The organism is Klebsiella sp. H-Nf2 (assembly GCF_002806645.1).
GTDB classification, from domain to species: domain Bacteria; phylum Pseudomonadota; class Gammaproteobacteria; order Enterobacterales; family Enterobacteriaceae; genus Klebsiella; species Klebsiella variicola.
The window spans coordinates 900,450-915,342 of the sequence record NZ_PIBL01000001.1 but is presented as its reverse complement, the minus strand read 5'-3'; the positions used below and the strand labels follow the sequence as shown (position 1 = coordinate 915,342).

Sequence of the window (14,893 nt, the reverse complement as noted above, 5' to 3'; positions counted from 1 at the left end):
GCCGGAATAGATTATCGTGCCCCTGCGCACCAGGCTGTTCAGGATTTGCTGTAATGATGACACTGACCGTTGAGTATTATTTCACCCATCCCCAGGATAAGCTCGGCATGTACGCCAGCGACCCGGAAGATAATAGCCAGGAACATGGCCACGAGTTTGCCGAGCTGGTGATCGTCGAGGAGGGGCATGGATTACACGTTATTAATGGCCGCCCGCTGTATATCCAGCAGGGCGATGTATTTTACGTCCAGCCGGGCGATGTCCACTATTATGATGAGCTGGGGACGCTGAAGCTGATTAATGTCTTAATTAATCCGGCGGTGGCCTTTCGCTATTTACAGCAGATGGAGGGATTGCTGCAGCAATTATCGGCGCAGCGCGCCGCCTGCTATGGCTGGCTGGCGCCGGAGACCCGCAGCTATTGTCGGGAACTGGTGGAAAAGATATTTTCCCCGGCGCTGAGGGCGGCGGATAATACCCCGCTACGGGAGTCTCTCTTTTTCCAGCTGGTGACCACCATTCTCACAGCCGAGTCGGAAGCAGAATATAGCAGCACCCGCTATAAACTCCATAAATTACTCACCTGGCTGCAGGAGCACTGTTTCGAAGAACATAACTGGCAGCAGCTGGCGGAGCAATTTCATCTCACCACCCGCACGGCGTTTCGCCATATTAAAGAGGCCACCGGCTTAACGCCGGATAATTATCTGAAACGACTGCGGCTGGTCTCCGCGCGGGTCAAATTACGCGAAACGGAGATGACCATTACCGAAGTGGCTTATCTGTGCGGCTTCGCCAACAGCAACCACTTTACCACCCTGTATAAAAAAGTGTTTGGCCTGACCCCCAGCGCCGATCGCCGCCGCCCACCGGGTTGAAAGGGGGGCCGCAGGCCGGGCAGGGGAAAACCTGCCGCCTGCGGCAAGTCACGCTTATTCGTCGAGGGAGTTTGCCCTCACATGACGACCGCTGGCGACAAAATTACCGGTGCCAAGATGATGCAGGGTATTAAGCTTATCGTCGTCGAACTGCCAGCGTCCGGTGACGAACGCGCGCTCATCGGCGGCGGCAGACACCACCTCCCCGAACAGGGTATCGTACTGGGTCTGGGCCGCCGTCGCCGGCAGCAGTCGGCACTCCATCCACGCCAGGCACTTCTCCTCGATCAGCGGCAGCCCCAGCTCCGGGCCGGTCACTACCGGGATCCCCCAGGCATTGAATTTGTCCTCATCGCGGCCGCTGACGCTGCCGACGGCGTAGGTCCAGCTGGCGGCGGCGACGCCGGGGACCACAATGCCGAAGGTGCCGTTGCGCTCGATGATCTCCCGCGTCCAGGTACTTTTATCCACCACGATAGCCACCCGCGGCGGGGCGAATTCCACCGGCATTGACCAGGCGGCGGCCATGACGTTGCGCCGGTCAGACGGGGCATCGTAGCTGGTGATCAAAATGGTCGGGCCGTGGTTGAGCAGGCGGCTGGCGTACTGCAGTTCAACGTGGCGAAAGCGGCTCATAGGCGTTCCTTGAATAATGGGTCGGTTGGCAGGTAACACGTTAAGCCGCAATGAAAATGTAATCAATATGTCATCTCGTCTGACTATAGTCGCCAGCACTAAGTCCCAAAGAGGATCACAATATGTTGGCTCCCCTGATGTTATCCCAGGTGAGCGTGCCCCGTCGGATGTCGGCCGCCGGGCAGTTCTCGCTGTCCCGAAAGGGAGGGCGATGATGCGCACGCTGACCCCTATCACCCTGCAGGAGGTCTCTTTTGCCTTCGCAGAGACTCCCGTTCTTGACCGTTTCTCGTTGCATATCGAACCCGGCCGCATCGTGGCGCTACTGGGGCCGTCCGGCTGCGGCAAAAGCACTTTGCTGCGTCTGCTGGCCGGGCTGAGTGTACCGGCCAGCGGCGAAATCCGCTTTGGCGACAGGCTGGTCGCCCGCGCAGGATGGGGATTGCCCCCGGAGCAGCGCGATATCGGCATGGTTTTTCAGGATTACGCCCTCTGGCCGCATATGAGCGTGGCGCAGAACGTCGCCTTTCCTCTGCGCATGCGCGGCGTCTCCCGTAGCGAACGCGAGCGCCGGGTCAGCGAGGCGCTGGCGCGGGTAGGCCTCAACGGTTTCGCCGAACGTAAACCCTCTGGTCTTTCTGGCGGTCAGCAGCAGCGGGTGGCGCTGGCGCGGGCGATCGTCGCTGCGCCGCGGGTGCTGCTGTTTGATGAACCGCTCTCCAACCTGGACAGCGAACTGCGCGAATCGCTGTGCGGCGAAATGAGCCGCCTGTTGCGACAGCTCGGCATCACCGCCGTGTATGTCACCCATGACCGACGTGAAGCCGAGCTGTTAGCCGATCAGATTGTCTATTTATCCGCGGGCCGCGTGGCCGCTGTCCGCGCCGTTACGCCAACCTCAGGGGAAGTTGCATGAACACCGTTATGACCGTTAAGAAAGGAGTGGTACTCGCGATGGCTCTTTCCGCCATGATGCTCTCCAGCGCCCATGCGCTGACCGTTTACACCGCCGGACCCGGCTCGCTGGCGAAAAGCCTGGCCAGCGGTTTTGAACAACAGACCGGGGTGAAGGTGACGGTTTTCCAGGCCACCACCGGCAAAGTGATGGCCCGACTGGAGGCCGAGCAGGCCAACCCGCAGGCGGACGTGCTGATCTCCGCCTCGTGGGATACCGCCGAAGATCTGCACCAGCGGGGCTGGTTGCTGCCTTTTGCGAGCGCCAATGCCGACCAGGTACCGGCGAACCTGAAATCGGCGGACTATATCGCCCAGGGTGTCTCCGCCCTGGGCATTGTCTGGAACAGTAAAAGCGGTACCCCGGAACCGAAAGAGTGGCGGGATCTCACCCAGCCGGCGTTTAAAGACAAGGTGACAACCCCCGACCCGGCGCTCTCCGGCGCGTCGCTGGATTTGCTGATCGGGCTGCAAAACAGCATGGGCGACCAGGCCTGGCAACTGTTTGACGATCTGAAAAAGAACGGCATGGTGGTCAGCGGACCCAACGCCCAGGCGGTGACGCCGGTGATGCAGGGGGCGAAAGCGGCGGTGTTTGGCGCGGTGGATTATGTCTCCTACGGCAATATTCAGCAGGGCGAGTCTCTGAAGGTGATCTTCCCGGCCAGCGGAACGGTGATTGCCCCGCGCCCGATGATGATCCTCAAAACCAGCCAGCATGCCGACGATGCCAAAGCCTTTATCGATTATGTTCTGTCGCCGGAAGGTCAGGCGAGGGTTGCCGATGCCTGGCTGATGCCCGCCCGCCGCGACGTGGCGGCCAAACGTCCGTTACTGGACGCGCTGAAGGTGCTGCCCACCACCAGCGAAGGCAGCAGCGAACGGGGCGCCGTGCTCGCCCGCTTCAGTCAGCTATACGCGCAGTAATTGCTCCTGTTCCTCCGGCGCTGGCCGCCGGGGGACCCCTCAGCTTCAGGAACCGGTTGTGAAACAAACATTCCTTTCCGGCGCGACCCTCGGCGCCCTGGTGATGCTGGTCGCGTTACCGTTAGTGTTTATTCTGCTGCAGGCGATTTTTCCCCATTTTAGCGCCGGTTCGCTCGGGGACGCCTTTGGCGGCGTCTCGGCGCTGCTGGCCGATCCCCAGTTGCCAGCGATGCTCGGCGGTACGCTGTGGATCGCCGCCGGCGTGGCGCTGGTCAGCGTAATGATTGGCCTGCCGCTCGGCATCCTGCGCGGTATGTTTTCGCTGCCGCTGCCCCGGCTGTGGGATCTCCTGTTTTTGATCCCCTTTCTGACGCCGCCCTATATCTCGGCGCTCTCCTGGATGCTGGCCCTGCAAAGCCAGGGCTATCTGCAGCAGCTGACCGGCTGGCAATTGAACGATCTGCTGTTCAGCCGCAGCGGGATCGTGCTGGTGATGACCTTTAATATTTTCCCGGTGGTGTACTTTGCCGTCTCCCGCAGCCTGCTGGCGAGCGGAACCCGGCTGGCGGTGGTCGCCCGCGTCCATGGCGCCAGCGCCTGGCGCGCCTTCTGGCACGTGACGCTGCCGATGCTTTCCCCGGCGCTGGCGGCGGGCACGCTGCTGGCGTTTACCCTCGCCATCGAGGAGTTTGGTGTACCGGCGGCGCTGGGCAGCCGGGCGGGAGTGGTGATGCTGACGGTCGGTATTGAGAAAAAGCTGGCCGACTGGCCGGTGGACCTTACTGGCGCCGCGCTGCTGTCGCTGCTGCTGATGGCGGTGGCGATGTTCGCCTGGTGGCTGCAAAGGCGGCTGGTGGGAGAGAAAGAGGTCACCAGCGTCACCGGCAAGCCGGGAGAAAACCGCGGGGCATCGCTGGGCGTGATGACGCTGCCCGCCGTGCTGATAATGGCGGCCGTCGGCGGCCTGGCGGTCGGCGTCCCCGCCGCCTCGATGATGCTCACCAGCGTGATGGGCACGCTCTCAGGGGGCGTGAGTGTTGAGAATGTCACGCTGCGTCACTTCGCGGCGCTGTTTGAGCAGCAGGGGGATGCCCTGTCGGCCCTCGGCACCAGCCTGTCGCTGGCCCTGGGCTCGGCGCTGATCGTCGGCGCGCTGGGCCTGCTGGCCGCTTGGCTGGTGATGGTGCAGAAGATTAAAGGGCGCGGGATGGTGGACGCGCTGTCGCTGATGCCAGCGGCGCTGCCGGGCGTGGTGGTAGGGGTCGGTTTGATCCTGCTGTGGAATCAGCCCTTCTGGCCGCGCTCGCCCTATAACACGCTGTGGATGTTGCTGCTCTCCTATTGCTGCCTGCTGTTGCCCTGGCCGGTGCGCTATGTCGGCAGCGCGCTGCGCCAGCTGGGCCCCAATCTTGAGCCCGCCGCCCGGGTGCACGGGGCCTCGCCACTGCAGGCGCTGCGGTTGATTGTCCTGCCGCTGGTCTTTCCGGCGCTGCTGGCGGCGATGCTGATGGTGTTCGCGGTGGCCTCCCGGGAGCTGGTGACCTCGCTGCTGCTCTCTCCAGCCGGTACGCAAACCGTGGCGGTGTTTATCTGGCGCCAGTTCGAACAGGGTTCCGTCGGTCAGGGCATGGCGATGGCCAGCCTGACGCTGTTGACCGGTCTGGTCCTGATGCTGACGGCGCTGGCGCTGATGCAGCGCAGCACGCGCGGTTAACGACAAGCGCACAAAAAAGACGGTCGGCGCGAAAAAATAGGCTATAAATGTCGGACACCTACAGCTGGAGGCCTTGATGAGTCCCTTTTTACGCGCCTATTTTTCCCGTCTGGGCTGGACGGGTGAGCCTGAAGTATCCATTGATACCCTGCGGGAACTGCATCTGCAGCATAACAGCGCCATCCCCTTTGAAAACCTCGACGTCCTGCTGCCGCGTGAGATCCATCTTGACGATCGGGCGCTGGAAGAGAAGCTGATCGCCGCCCGCCGCGGAGGGTATTGTTTTGAACAGAATGGTCTGCTGGAGCGCGCGCTGCGCGAGATAGGTTTCAATGTCCGCAGTCTGCTGGGCCGCGTGGTGCTGGCCAATCCGCCGCAGATGCCGCCGCGTACTCACCGTTTATTGCTGGTGGAAGTGGCGGGCGAGCGCTGGATCGCCGACGTCGGCTTCGGCGGCCAGACGCTGACCGCGCCGATCAAACTGCTGGCCGATATCCCGCAGCAAACGCCGCACGGTAGCTATCGTCTGGTGCATGAAGGCGATGAGTGGACGCTGCAGTTCAACCATCACGAACACTGGCAGTCGATGTACCATTTCGATTTAGGTCGGCAGTATGCGTCTGATTATGTGATGGGCAACTTCTGGTCGGCGCACTGGCCGCAGTCCCACTTCCGTCACCATCTGCTGATGTGCCGTCATCTGCCGGACGGTGGCAAAATGACCCTCACCAATTTCCACTTTACCCACTGGGAGAATAACCACGTGGTGGAGAAGGTCGATTTTGCCGATGTCTCCGCGCTGTATGAAGCGCTGCAGACCCGCTTCGGCCTGGGCGTGGACGATCCTAAACATGGCTTTAGCGAAGCGGCGCTGGCGGCGGTAATGGCGGCGTTCGATACCCATCCGGAAGCCGGGAAGTAAATTTCCTCATGCCCGGTGGCGCTGCGCTGACCGGGCCTGGGGGAAAGCTATCGAATGAAGATAGAAGCGTTTATGTCGGCCGGATAAGGCGTAGCCGCCATCCGGCAAACTAACGGCGCAACGGGGTCAATGGCCTCCGCCAGCAGTCAGTGCCCGCGATGGATCCATGCCACGCCCTGGCAGCGTCCGCTAAAACAATTCCATGGTAATCATCTTATTCAAATAACGGCTAAACGCCGCATCGTCCAGGGTCTGGGTGCCGAGGGCATAAATCCCGTCGAGGCCGCACACCATGGCGATAAAACGCCAGGCGATATCCGCCGGTGGTTCAGACGATCGAAATTCGCCGCAGGCGAGGCCCTGCTCGATGATGGCGACGCTCTCTTCATGCCACATGTTCATGGTCAGCAGGTAGGCCGCTTTGATGTCCGGGTCGCTGTCGGCCAGCACCTGGCCTTCGCGCCACAGGCGGATATAGGGCTCCAGCCGGCCATCTTCGCTGCCGATCATCGAGAATAATCGCTCGCGCCAGGTGGCGTCTTCGGCCACCAGCGGCATATCGAGCATCTCGCGGATCAGACGGATGAAAACCTGCGATTTCAGCTCGCCGATGGAGGCGAAGTGGTGGTGCAACTGCCCGGCGGCCACCTCGGCTTCGCGGGCGATCTGTCGCACGGTCATGGCGGCAAAGCCCCCGCGCAGCGCCAGCCGCATGGCGGCCTGCATAATCCCTTCCCGTCGCGCATCCCGCTGTAAATAGTGCATAGAACCCCGCTGTCATCTGGTTTTGGCCGAGTGTAACAAAAAGTTGGACATGCGTTCAACAATCCGGCAGGATCGCCATCCTGGACGTGTGTCCAATTTCCAACATTGATTGAGGTACAAGCTATGTCACGGCAATGGATGACGCTGATGGCGATTTTACTGGTTTATATTCCGGTGGCGATTGACGCCACGGTATTGCATGTGGCCGCGCCGACGCTCAGCGTCGCGCTGGGTAGCAGCGGCAATGAACTGCTGTGGATCATTGATATCTACTCCTTAGTCATGGCCGGTATGGTGCTGCCGATGGGCGCCCTCGGCGATAAAATTGGCTTCAAGCGCCTGCTGCTGCTCGGCAGCGCCATTTTTGGCGTCGCCTCGCTGTGTGCCGCGCTGTCGCCGACGGCCCTGACGCTGATTGCCTCACGCGCTTTGCTGGCGGTGGGGGCGGCGATGATCGTCCCGGCGACGCTGGCCGGGATCCGCAGCACCTTTGCCGCGGCCAGCCAGCGCAATATGGCGCTGGGTCTGTGGGCGGCGGTGGGCTCCGGCGGCGCGGCCTTTGGCCCACTGGTGGGCGGCATGCTGCTGGAGCATTTCTACTGGGGGTCGGTATTCCTGATCAACGTGCCGATCGTGCTGGTGGTTATCGCCATTAATGCGAAGGTGGTGCCGCGCCAGCCTGCACGCCGCGAACAACCGCTCAATCTGCTGCAGGCGCTCATTTTAATTGCCTCGATCCTGATGCTGGTGTTTAGCGCGAAATCGGCGCTGAAGGGCCAGCTGGCGCTGTGGCTCACCGCAGTGGTGGCGATCGGCGGGGCGGCGATGTTGACCTGGTTTATCCGCAAGCAGCTGTCGGCGGCCCGCCCGATGGTGGATATGCGGCTGTTCACCCATCGTATTATTTTAAGCGGGGTGATGATGGCGATGACGGCCCTGATTACTCTGGTCGGTTTTGAACTGCTGATGGCTCAGGAGCTGCAGTTTGTGCTTCAGAAAACGCCGTTCGAGGCGGGGATGTTTATGCTGCCGGTGATGGTCGCCAGCGGCTTCAGCGGCCCGATCGCCGGAATACTGGTGTCGAAACTGGGACTGCGGCAGGTCGCGACGGGCGGAATGTTGCTCAGCGCCTTCAGCTTTCTTGGCCTCGCGCTTACGGATTTCAGCACTCAGCCGTGGCAGGCGTGGGGGCTGATGACATTGCTGGGCTTCAGCGTCGCCAGCGCGCTGCTGGCCTCCAGCTCCGCGATTATGGCGGCGGCGCCAAAGGAGAAAGCGGCGGCGGCAGGGGCGATCGAAACCATGGCCTATGAACTTGGCGCTGGTCTCGGCATTGCGCTGTTCGGCCTGATCCTGACCCGCAGCTACAGCGCCACCATTGTGCTGCCGCCTGGCCTGAACGATGCCATGGCGCAGCAGGCGTCGTCGTCGATTGGCGAGGCGGTCAGTCTGACCGAGGCGCTGCCCGCCGGGGTGGCCGAAGCGCTGATGGCGGCGGCGAAGGCGGCCTTTACCCAGGCTCACAGCCTGGTGCTGGCGACGGCGGGCGTACTGCTTCTGCTGCTGGCCGCCGGCATCTGGCGCAGCCTGGCGAGCGTGGCGAAACCGCAGTCAACGCTATAGCTGTAGCGACAGGTCCATCGCCGCGCGTCGAAGTGGGGCGAGGGCCTTCTCTTTTAACGCCGCGGCGCTGATCGTCGCGGCGGGGACTCCGACATTCAGCGCCGCCGCCACCTGGCCATGGCGCGACAGCACGGGCACCGCCAGCGAACACAACCCCACCTCTATCTGCCGGTCGGCGAGGGCATAGCCCTGCATGCGCACCCGGGCAATCTCCGCGCGTAGCCCGGGCATATCGCACAGGGTATGCGGGGTGTAGCGGATTAACGCTGCTCGTGACAGTGTCACTTCAAGCTGTTCCTCCGGCAGCGCGCTCAGCAACACCCGTCCCATAGAGGTCGCCCACGCCGGCAGGCGACTGCCGCGCCCCAGGTCGACGCTCAGTAAATTATTGACCGCCGCGCGGGCGATATAGAGCACGTTGTCGCCGTCCAGCGTCGCCGCTGAGCAGGATTCGCCGAGCGCTTTGCCGAGGCTATCCAGCGCCGTCTGCGCGACTTTCGCCAGCGGCGTGCCGGCCAGATAGGCGTGGCCGACGGCCAGCACCCGGGGCAGCAGTTCATAGCTGCGGCCATCCGGGCTGTGTACCATGCCCAACGCGGCGAGGGTATACAGGCAGCGGCGTACCGCCGCGCGGGAGATTTGGGTTTTCTGGCTCAACTGGGAAATGGTCAGCCGCTGGCGCTGGGGGGTAAAAGCGTTAAGGACCTCCAGCCCGCGGGCCAGAGACAGCATAAAATTGGGATCGTGCTCGGCCTGCCTGGCGCTCAAGGTGGTGGGGGTATGGTCACGCATTGATTCCCTCTCCGTTGCAATGCAAAGCTCACGGGGCATCACTATACCGTGCGCAAACCGCACCGTCCTGAATTGTGCCGGTTTTACCACCGCGATCACATTATTAACTGCCTTTTAACAAACGTGCCGATAATCGCACAACATTTCGATTATCGCCGTTGACCATCGGCCAGGCTGAACCCTATTGTCAATGGCACACACCTCCCCGTTATGGATGTGGGTACGAAAAGTTATACATCTCACCAGGAACCGAAAATGACCGCCACCGTAGAACGTATTGAGAGCTGGATAGTGGATGTCCCGACCATCCGGCCACACAAGTTATCGATGACCACCATGGGCTGCCAGACGCTGGTGATCGTCCGCCTTACCCGCTCTGACGGCATCTGCGGCATCGGCGAAGCCACCACCATTGGCGGCTTGAGCTATGGCGTCGAGAGCCCGGAGGCCATCTCGTCGGCGATAACCCATTATCTGACGCCGCTGTTGAAAGGGCAGCCGGCCGATAATCTGAATGCGCTGACGGCCCGCATGAACAGCGCCATTAAAGGCAACACCTTTGCGAAGTCCGCCATTGAAACCGCGCTGCTGGATGCCCAGGGCAAAGCCTTAGGGCTGCCGGTGTCGGCGCTGCTCGGCGGGGCGCTGCAAACGGCGTTGCCGGTGCTGTGGACCTTAGCCAGCGGCGATACCGCGAAAGATATTGCCGAAGGGGAAAAACTGTTAGCCGAGCGCCGCCATCAGGCGTTCAAACTGAAAATTGGCGCGCGGGAATTAGCCACCGACCTGCGTCATACCCGGGCCATTGTGGAAGCGTTAGGCGATCGCGCCAGCATCCGCGTCGACGTCAACCAGGCCTGGGACGCCGCAACCGGCGCGAAAGGCTGCCGCGAACTGGCGGCGATGGGCGTCGACCTCATCGAACAGCCGGTCAGCGCCCACGATAATGCCGCACTGGTGCGCCTGAGCCAGCAAATTGAAACCGCGATCCTTGCAGATGAAGCGGTCGCGACCGCCTACGATGGTTATCAGCTGGCGCGGCAGGGCTTTACCGGCGCTTATGCCCTGAAAATCGCCAAAGCCGGCGGTCCGAATAGCGTGCTGGCACTGGCCCGCGTCGCGCAGGCGGCGGGGATTGGCCTGTATGGCGGCACCATGCTGGAAGGGACCGTCGGTACCGTCGCCTCGCTGCACGCCTGGTCGACGCTGCCGCTGCAGTGGGGCACCGAGATGTTCGGCCCGCTGCTCCTCAAAGACGATATCGTCAGCGTGCCACTCACCTTTGCCGATGGACAGGTAGCGCTCCCGCAGACGCCAGGGCTCGGCGTGGAGCTGGATGAAGACAAGCTACGCTTCTATTCCCGTAAAGCATAACAGGAGTAAATCATGCTATTTAAAGTGGAGATGACCGTTAATATTCCGCTCGGTTTTCCTGCCGCCGAAGCGGATGAAATTAAACAACGCGAAAAAGCCTATTCGCAACAATTACAGCGTGAAGGCAAATGGCGACATATCTGGCGCGTTGCAGGTCTTTACGCCAATGTCAGTATTTTCGATGTTCAAGATGCCGAAGAGTTACATCAAATTTTAATGGGATTGCCGCTGTATCCTTTTATGGATATTCGCGTCGAGGCGCTATGCCGTCATCCCTCGTCTGTTCGTGAAGACGATAGCTAATAATAATAACATCTGACCTCATGCCGGGAACACCCGGCAAATATCCTACAACGATAAGAGAGAATAATTATGAGTAATGCTTTCGTACAACAAGAAGCCGTGCAGAAATTATTACGTGAAGGCGCGGGGTTAAATGTCCCTGGCGGTAATGAACGTTTTAAAGCCATTGTCCACCGTTTGCTGGAGAATATCTGCACGCTGATCGACGACTATAACGTCACAGAAGAAGAGTTCTGGCATGCGGTGAACTACTTGCACGAACTGGGTGGCCGTCAGGAAGCGGCGCTGCTGGCGGCGGGGCTGGGACTGGAGCATTTCCTCGACCTGCGTCAGGACGCCATTGACGCGGCGGCGCGGCGGGAAACCGGTACCCCACGCACCATCGAAGGGCCGCTGTATGTGGCCAATGCGCCGCTGGCCGACAGCCACGCCCGGATGGATGATGGCACTGATGCCGGGGAAGTGATGTGGCTGCACGGTCAGGTTAAAGATAATCAGGGCCAGCCGGTAGCCAATGCCATCGTTGATATCTGGCACGCCAATACCCTCGGCAATTATTCGTTCTTCGATCAGAGCCAGAGCGACTACAACCTGCGCCGGCGGATCCGCACCGGCGCCGATGGCCGCTACAGCGTGCGCAGCATCATGCCATCCGGCTACGGCTGTCCGCCGGATGGCCCGACGCAGAAACTACTGGACCAGTTAGGCCGCCACGGTAACCGTCCGGCGCACATTCACTTCTTCGTCTCCGCGCCGGGGCATAAACATCTGACCAGCCAGATCAACCTCAGCGGCGATAAATATCTGTGGGATGATTTTGCCTTTGCCACCCGCGACGGTCTGATTGCCGACCCGGTAAAAGTGACCGACCGCGAGACCATCGCGCAGCGCGATCTTGAGGGAGAGCACACCGAGGTCTGTTTTGATTTCACCCTGTGTAAAGCCCTGAGCGCCGACGAAGAGCACCGCGGTTCGCGTCTGCGCGCCAAAGAGTAATTGGTTTTACTGGCCACGGGCACGCTGCTGCCCGGGCCAGACATTGCACCCGAAAACGACAAATTCACCCTGTTTCTTTCATCCTGAATCCTGCAGGAGGGACTGACTCATGCAAAAAACGCTATCAGCGCTTAAAGACAAAATTAACAACGCGTTAATTGTCGACCGTGAAAATCATATTTACCGTTGCCACCGCTCTATATTTACCGACCAGCAGTTATTTGATTTCGAAATGAAAAATATATTTGAAGGGAATTGGGCTTTTCTCGCCCATGAAAGTCAAATTCCAGAGCCGGGTGACTATTATACCCTCACGCTGGGGCGCCAGCCGGTTATTATTACCCGCGATAAAAAGAATGAACTGCATGCGTTAATTAATAGCTGCGCCCACCGCGGCGCGATGTTATGCCGACGCAAAACCGGAAATAAAAATTCATTTACCTGTCCGTTCCATGGCTGGACCTTCAGCAATAATGGCAAATTATTAAAAGCCAAAGATGAGAGCACCGGCGGTTATCCTGAAACCTTCAAACAGGAAGGATCTCACGATCTGCAAAAGTTGCCGCGCTTTCAGTCTTACCGCGGTTTCTTATTCGGTAGCCTCAATGCGGACGTGCAGCCGCTGGAGGAGTATCTCGGCGAAACCCGCAAAATCATCGATCTGATTGTCGATCAGGCGCCGGACGGGCTGGAAGTGCTGAAGGGCTCGTCGAGCTATGTATACGAAGGCAACTGGAAGCTGGGCGCGGAGAACGGCGCCGATGGCTATCACGTCAGCGTGGTGCACTGGAACTACGCCTCAACCATGTCACGCCGCAACTATGAAGCGGAAGGGACGCATGCGGTTGACGCCAACGGCTGGTCAAAGAGTGTCGGCGGCGGCTACGGTTTCGACAATGGCCACATGCTGCTGTGGACCCGGGCGCTGAACCCGGAAGTGCGCCCGGTGTATGCCCACCGCGAGCGTCTGCAGGCGGAATTTGGCGAACAACGCGCCGACCAGATAGTCAACGAAACCCGCAACCTGTGCCTTTATCCCAACGTCTATCTGATGGATCAGTTTTCTACCCAGATCCGCGTGATCCGCCCGATTGCGGTGGATAAAACCGAAGTCACCATCTGGTGCTTTGCGCCAAAAGGCGAATCTGACCAGGCGCGGGCGCTACGCATCCGCCAGTACGAAGATTTCTTTAACGTCAGCGGAATGGGGACGCCGGACGATCTGGAAGAGTTCAGCGCCTGTCAGCGTGGCTATCTTGGCGAAAATCTGCCATGGAGCGATCTGAGCCGCGGCGCGCTGCGCTGGGTCGATGGCCCGGATGAGCACGCCAAACATGCCGGTTTCACGCCACGACTCAGCGGGGTGAAATCGGAAGATGAAGCGCTGTACATTGCCCATCACCATCACTGGCAAACGGTGATGCTGGCGGCGCTGGAACAGGAACAGCAGCGTTACGACCAGTCGATTACCCAGCGTGTGGAGGTGGCCTGATGCTGACGCTCGAACACGTTCGCCAGTTTCTCTATTACGAAGCCCGCCTGCTGGATGACCGTCAGTGGGACGAATGGCTGAGCTGTTACAGCCCGCAGGTGGTCTACTGGATGCCGGCGTGGGGCGACGATGACCAGCTGACGCGCGACCCGCAAAAAGAGATTTCCCTTATCTACTACCCCAACCGTGAAGGCCTGGAAGATCGCGTCTATCGCATTAAAACCGAACGTTCCGGCGCCAGCACGCCGGAGCCGCGTACCACGCACATCATCAGCAATGTTGAGCTGATGGGCGAAAGCGACGAGGGACTGGCGGTGCGCTACAACTGGGTCACCTGGAGCCATCGCTATCAGCACACTGACGCTTATTTCGGCTCTACCTGTTGCACGCTAATCGAACAGGACGGCAGACCGCAAATCATCCGTAAAACCGTGCGCCTGAATAACGACTATATCCGTCAGGTGATTGACGTTTACCACATTTAAGAGGCGCTTATGACCTTCAATATTGCTCTTAATTTTGAGGACGGCATTACCCGCTTTATTCAATGCAATGCCGGGGAGAAGGTGCTGGATGCGGCTTATCGCCAGAAGGTGAATCTGCCGATGGACTGCTCGGACGGCGTTTGCGGTACCTGCAAATGCCACTGCGCCAGCGGTGAGTACGACCTGGGCGAAGATTATCTCGACGAGGCGTTAAGCGACGACGAAGCGCAGGCCCGTCAGGTGCTGACCTGCCAGATGGTCCCGACCAGCGACTGTGTGATCGATGTGCCGGTGGCCGCCGCGCAGTGTAAAACCGCGCTGACCAACACCGGGGCGCAGGTGCGGCAGGTGAATTGTCTGTCCGATACCGCCATCGAACTGGTGGTCGCCCTGGATGAGCCGCTGGCTTTTCTGCCGGGACAATATATCAACATTCAGGTACCGGGCACGCCTCATGTGCGCGCCTACTCATTTAGTTCGCTGCCGGGTTCTCTCGAAGGGCGCTTTCTGATCCGTAACGTGCCTGGCGGCATGATGAGCCAGTGGTTAACCCAGCAGGCGCGGCCCGGCGATCGCTTGACCCTCAGCGGCCCCATGGGCAGCTTCTATTTGCGCAGCGGCGAACGCCCGCTGCTGATGCTGGCCGGCGGCACCGGGCTGGCGCCGCTGCTGTCCATGCTGCACACCCTGCAAACACAGGGCAGTCAGCGCCCGGTAACGCTACTGTACGGCGTGACCCGCGATTGCGATCTGGTGAAAACCGACGCGCTGGATGCGTTTAACCAACAACTGACGGGATATCGCTGGCTGCCGGTGGTGGCGGATGCAAACAGTACCTGCCCGCAGCGCGGTTTTGTCACCGGCCATCTTGACGACGCCATGCTCAATAACGGCGACGTCGATATCTATCTTTGCGGGCCGCCCCCGATGGTCAACGCGGTCGCCACGACGCTGCGCGACAGAGGAATTTCCCCGGCAGGTTTCTGGTATGAGAAATTTATCGCCAGCCAGAGCGCGGCGGCATAAGGAGGC

15 protein-coding genes are annotated in these 14,893 nt (G+C 60.4%); 12 read left to right on the top strand and 3 right to left on the bottom strand.

Annotated features, from left to right (window positions below; translation table 11 throughout):
• The first annotated feature begins 53 nt into the window (after positions 1-53).
• Positions 54-878, top strand: a complete 825-nt coding sequence (locus CWM58_RS04500) for a helix-turn-helix domain-containing protein (RefSeq protein WP_100680348.1) — start codon at positions 54-56, stop codon at positions 876-878.
• Between the two features lie 54 nt (positions 879-932).
• Here CWM58_RS04500 and CWM58_RS04495 read toward each other — a convergent pair whose 3' ends face one another.
• Positions 933-1,514 (bottom strand): flavin reductase family protein, encoded by a 582-nt coding sequence (locus CWM58_RS04495; protein ID WP_004151228.1) that lies wholly within the window; start codon positions 1,512-1,514, stop codon positions 933-935.
• A 211-nt stretch (positions 1,515-1,725) separates the two neighbouring features.
• On the opposite strand from CWM58_RS04495, the gene CWM58_RS04490 reads away from it, so the two are divergent.
• The 4 genes from CWM58_RS04490 (at position 1,726) to nhoA (ending at position 6,031) form a co-directional block, all read left to right on the top strand.
• Entirely contained in the window at positions 1,726-2,430 is a 705-nt protein-coding gene (locus CWM58_RS04490; RefSeq protein ID WP_012541582.1) for an ABC transporter ATP-binding protein, read from the top strand.
• On the top strand, positions 2,427-3,395 hold the full coding sequence (locus CWM58_RS04485; RefSeq protein WP_008804721.1) for an ABC transporter substrate-binding protein: 969 nt from the start codon (positions 2,427-2,429) through the stop codon (positions 3,393-3,395). Before CWM58_RS04490 ends, CWM58_RS04485 begins: the two co-directional genes overlap by 4 nt.
• Positions 3,396-3,453: 58 nt before the next feature.
• A complete protein-coding gene (locus tag CWM58_RS04480) occupies positions 3,454-5,109 on the top strand; it encodes an ABC transporter permease (RefSeq protein ID WP_100680347.1) in 1,656 nt (551 codons plus the stop codon).
• Positions 5,110-5,185: 76 nt separating this feature from the next.
• On the top strand, positions 5,186-6,031 hold the full coding sequence (gene nhoA, locus CWM58_RS04475) for an N-hydroxyarylamine O-acetyltransferase (protein WP_074385721.1): 846 nt from the start codon (positions 5,186-5,188) through the stop codon (positions 6,029-6,031).
• 189 nt (positions 6,032-6,220) lie between these two features.
• Here the strand turns inward: nhoA and CWM58_RS04470 are convergent, their stop codons facing one another.
• Positions 6,221-6,796, bottom strand: a complete 576-nt coding sequence (locus tag CWM58_RS04470; RefSeq protein ID WP_100680346.1) for a TetR family transcriptional regulator — start codon at positions 6,794-6,796, stop codon at positions 6,221-6,223.
• Between the two features lie 123 nt (positions 6,797-6,919).
• Between CWM58_RS04470 and kmrA the strand changes: the two genes are divergently transcribed.
• Positions 6,920-8,419 (top strand): efflux MFS transporter KmrA, encoded by a 1,500-nt coding sequence (kmrA, locus tag CWM58_RS04465; protein ID WP_100680345.1) that lies wholly within the window; start codon positions 6,920-6,922, stop codon positions 8,417-8,419.
• On the opposite strand, the gene CWM58_RS04460 is transcribed toward kmrA, so the two are convergent.
• On the bottom strand, positions 8,414-9,250 hold the full coding sequence (locus tag CWM58_RS04460) for an IclR family transcriptional regulator C-terminal domain-containing protein (RefSeq protein ID WP_165785681.1): 837 nt from the start codon (positions 9,248-9,250) through the stop codon (positions 8,414-8,416). The two genes, kmrA and CWM58_RS04460, sit on opposite strands and share 6 nt — an antisense overlap.
• 171 nt (positions 9,251-9,421) lie before the next feature.
• Between CWM58_RS04460 and CWM58_RS04455 the strand changes: the two genes are divergently transcribed.
• The 6 genes from CWM58_RS04455 (at position 9,422) to benC (ending at position 14,887) form a co-directional block, all read left to right on the top strand.
• Positions 9,422-10,585: a muconate cycloisomerase family protein gene (locus CWM58_RS04455; protein ID WP_162677453.1), complete on the top strand. Its 1,164-nt coding sequence runs from the start codon at positions 9,422-9,424 to the stop codon at positions 10,583-10,585.
• A gap of 12 nt (positions 10,586-10,597) precedes the next feature.
• Positions 10,598-10,888, top strand: a complete 291-nt coding sequence (gene catC, locus CWM58_RS04450) for a muconolactone Delta-isomerase (protein WP_061154455.1) — start codon at positions 10,598-10,600, stop codon at positions 10,886-10,888.
• Positions 10,889-10,957: 69 nt separating this feature from the next.
• A complete protein-coding gene (gene catA, locus CWM58_RS04445) occupies positions 10,958-11,884 on the top strand; it encodes a catechol 1,2-dioxygenase (protein WP_061154456.1) in 927 nt (308 codons plus the stop codon).
• Positions 11,885-11,993: 109 nt separating this feature from the next.
• Positions 11,994-13,376, top strand: coding sequence for a Rieske 2Fe-2S domain-containing protein (locus CWM58_RS04440; RefSeq protein WP_100680343.1), 1,383 nt, complete (start codon positions 11,994-11,996; stop codon positions 13,374-13,376).
• Complete coding sequence (gene benB / locus CWM58_RS04435; RefSeq protein WP_061154458.1) at positions 13,376-13,861, top strand: benzoate 1,2-dioxygenase small subunit; 486 nt, start codon at positions 13,376-13,378, stop codon at positions 13,859-13,861. The genes CWM58_RS04440 and benB overlap by 1 nt, the downstream gene beginning before the upstream one ends.
• A gap of 9 nt (positions 13,862-13,870) precedes the next feature.
• Positions 13,871-14,887, top strand: coding sequence for a benzoate 1,2-dioxygenase electron transfer component BenC (benC, locus tag CWM58_RS04430; protein ID WP_100680342.1), 1,017 nt, complete (start codon positions 13,871-13,873; stop codon positions 14,885-14,887).
• Positions 14,888-14,893 lie beyond the last annotated feature (6 nt).

Excerpts from the sequence above, each read along its gene's own strand:
- CWM58_RS04500 (WP_100680348.1), top strand. The coding sequence starts at position 54 with ATGATGACACTGACCGTTGAGTATTATTTCACCCATCCCCAGGATAAG.
- CWM58_RS04495 (WP_004151228.1), bottom strand. The coding sequence starts at position 1,514 with ATGAGCCGCTTTCGCCACGTTGAACTGCAGTACGCCAGCCGCCTGCTC.
- CWM58_RS04490 (WP_012541582.1), top strand. The coding sequence starts at position 1,726 with ATGATGCGCACGCTGACCCCTATCACCCTGCAGGAGGTCTCTTTTGCC.
- CWM58_RS04485 (WP_008804721.1), top strand. The coding sequence starts at position 2,427 with ATGAACACCGTTATGACCGTTAAGAAAGGAGTGGTACTCGCGATGGCT.
- nhoA (WP_074385721.1), top strand. The coding sequence starts at position 5,186 with ATGAGTCCCTTTTTACGCGCCTATTTTTCCCGTCTGGGCTGGACGGGT.
- CWM58_RS04470 (WP_100680346.1), bottom strand. The coding sequence starts at position 6,796 with ATGCACTATTTACAGCGGGATGCGCGACGGGAAGGGATTATGCAGGCC.
- kmrA (WP_100680345.1), top strand. The coding sequence starts at position 6,920 with ATGTCACGGCAATGGATGACGCTGATGGCGATTTTACTGGTTTATATT.
- CWM58_RS04460 (WP_165785681.1), bottom strand. The coding sequence starts at position 9,250 with ATGCCCCGTGAGCTTTGCATTGCAACGGAGAGGGAATCAATGCGTGAC.
- CWM58_RS04455 (WP_162677453.1), top strand. The coding sequence starts at position 9,422 with ATGGATGTGGGTACGAAAAGTTATACATCTCACCAGGAACCGAAAATG.
- catC (WP_061154455.1), top strand. The coding sequence starts at position 10,598 with ATGCTATTTAAAGTGGAGATGACCGTTAATATTCCGCTCGGTTTTCCT.
- catA (WP_061154456.1), top strand. The coding sequence starts at position 10,958 with ATGAGTAATGCTTTCGTACAACAAGAAGCCGTGCAGAAATTATTACGT.
- CWM58_RS04440 (WP_100680343.1), top strand. The coding sequence starts at position 11,994 with ATGCAAAAAACGCTATCAGCGCTTAAAGACAAAATTAACAACGCGTTA.
- benB (WP_061154458.1), top strand. The coding sequence starts at position 13,376 with ATGCTGACGCTCGAACACGTTCGCCAGTTTCTCTATTACGAAGCCCGC.
- benC (WP_100680342.1), top strand. The coding sequence starts at position 13,871 with ATGACCTTCAATATTGCTCTTAATTTTGAGGACGGCATTACCCGCTTT.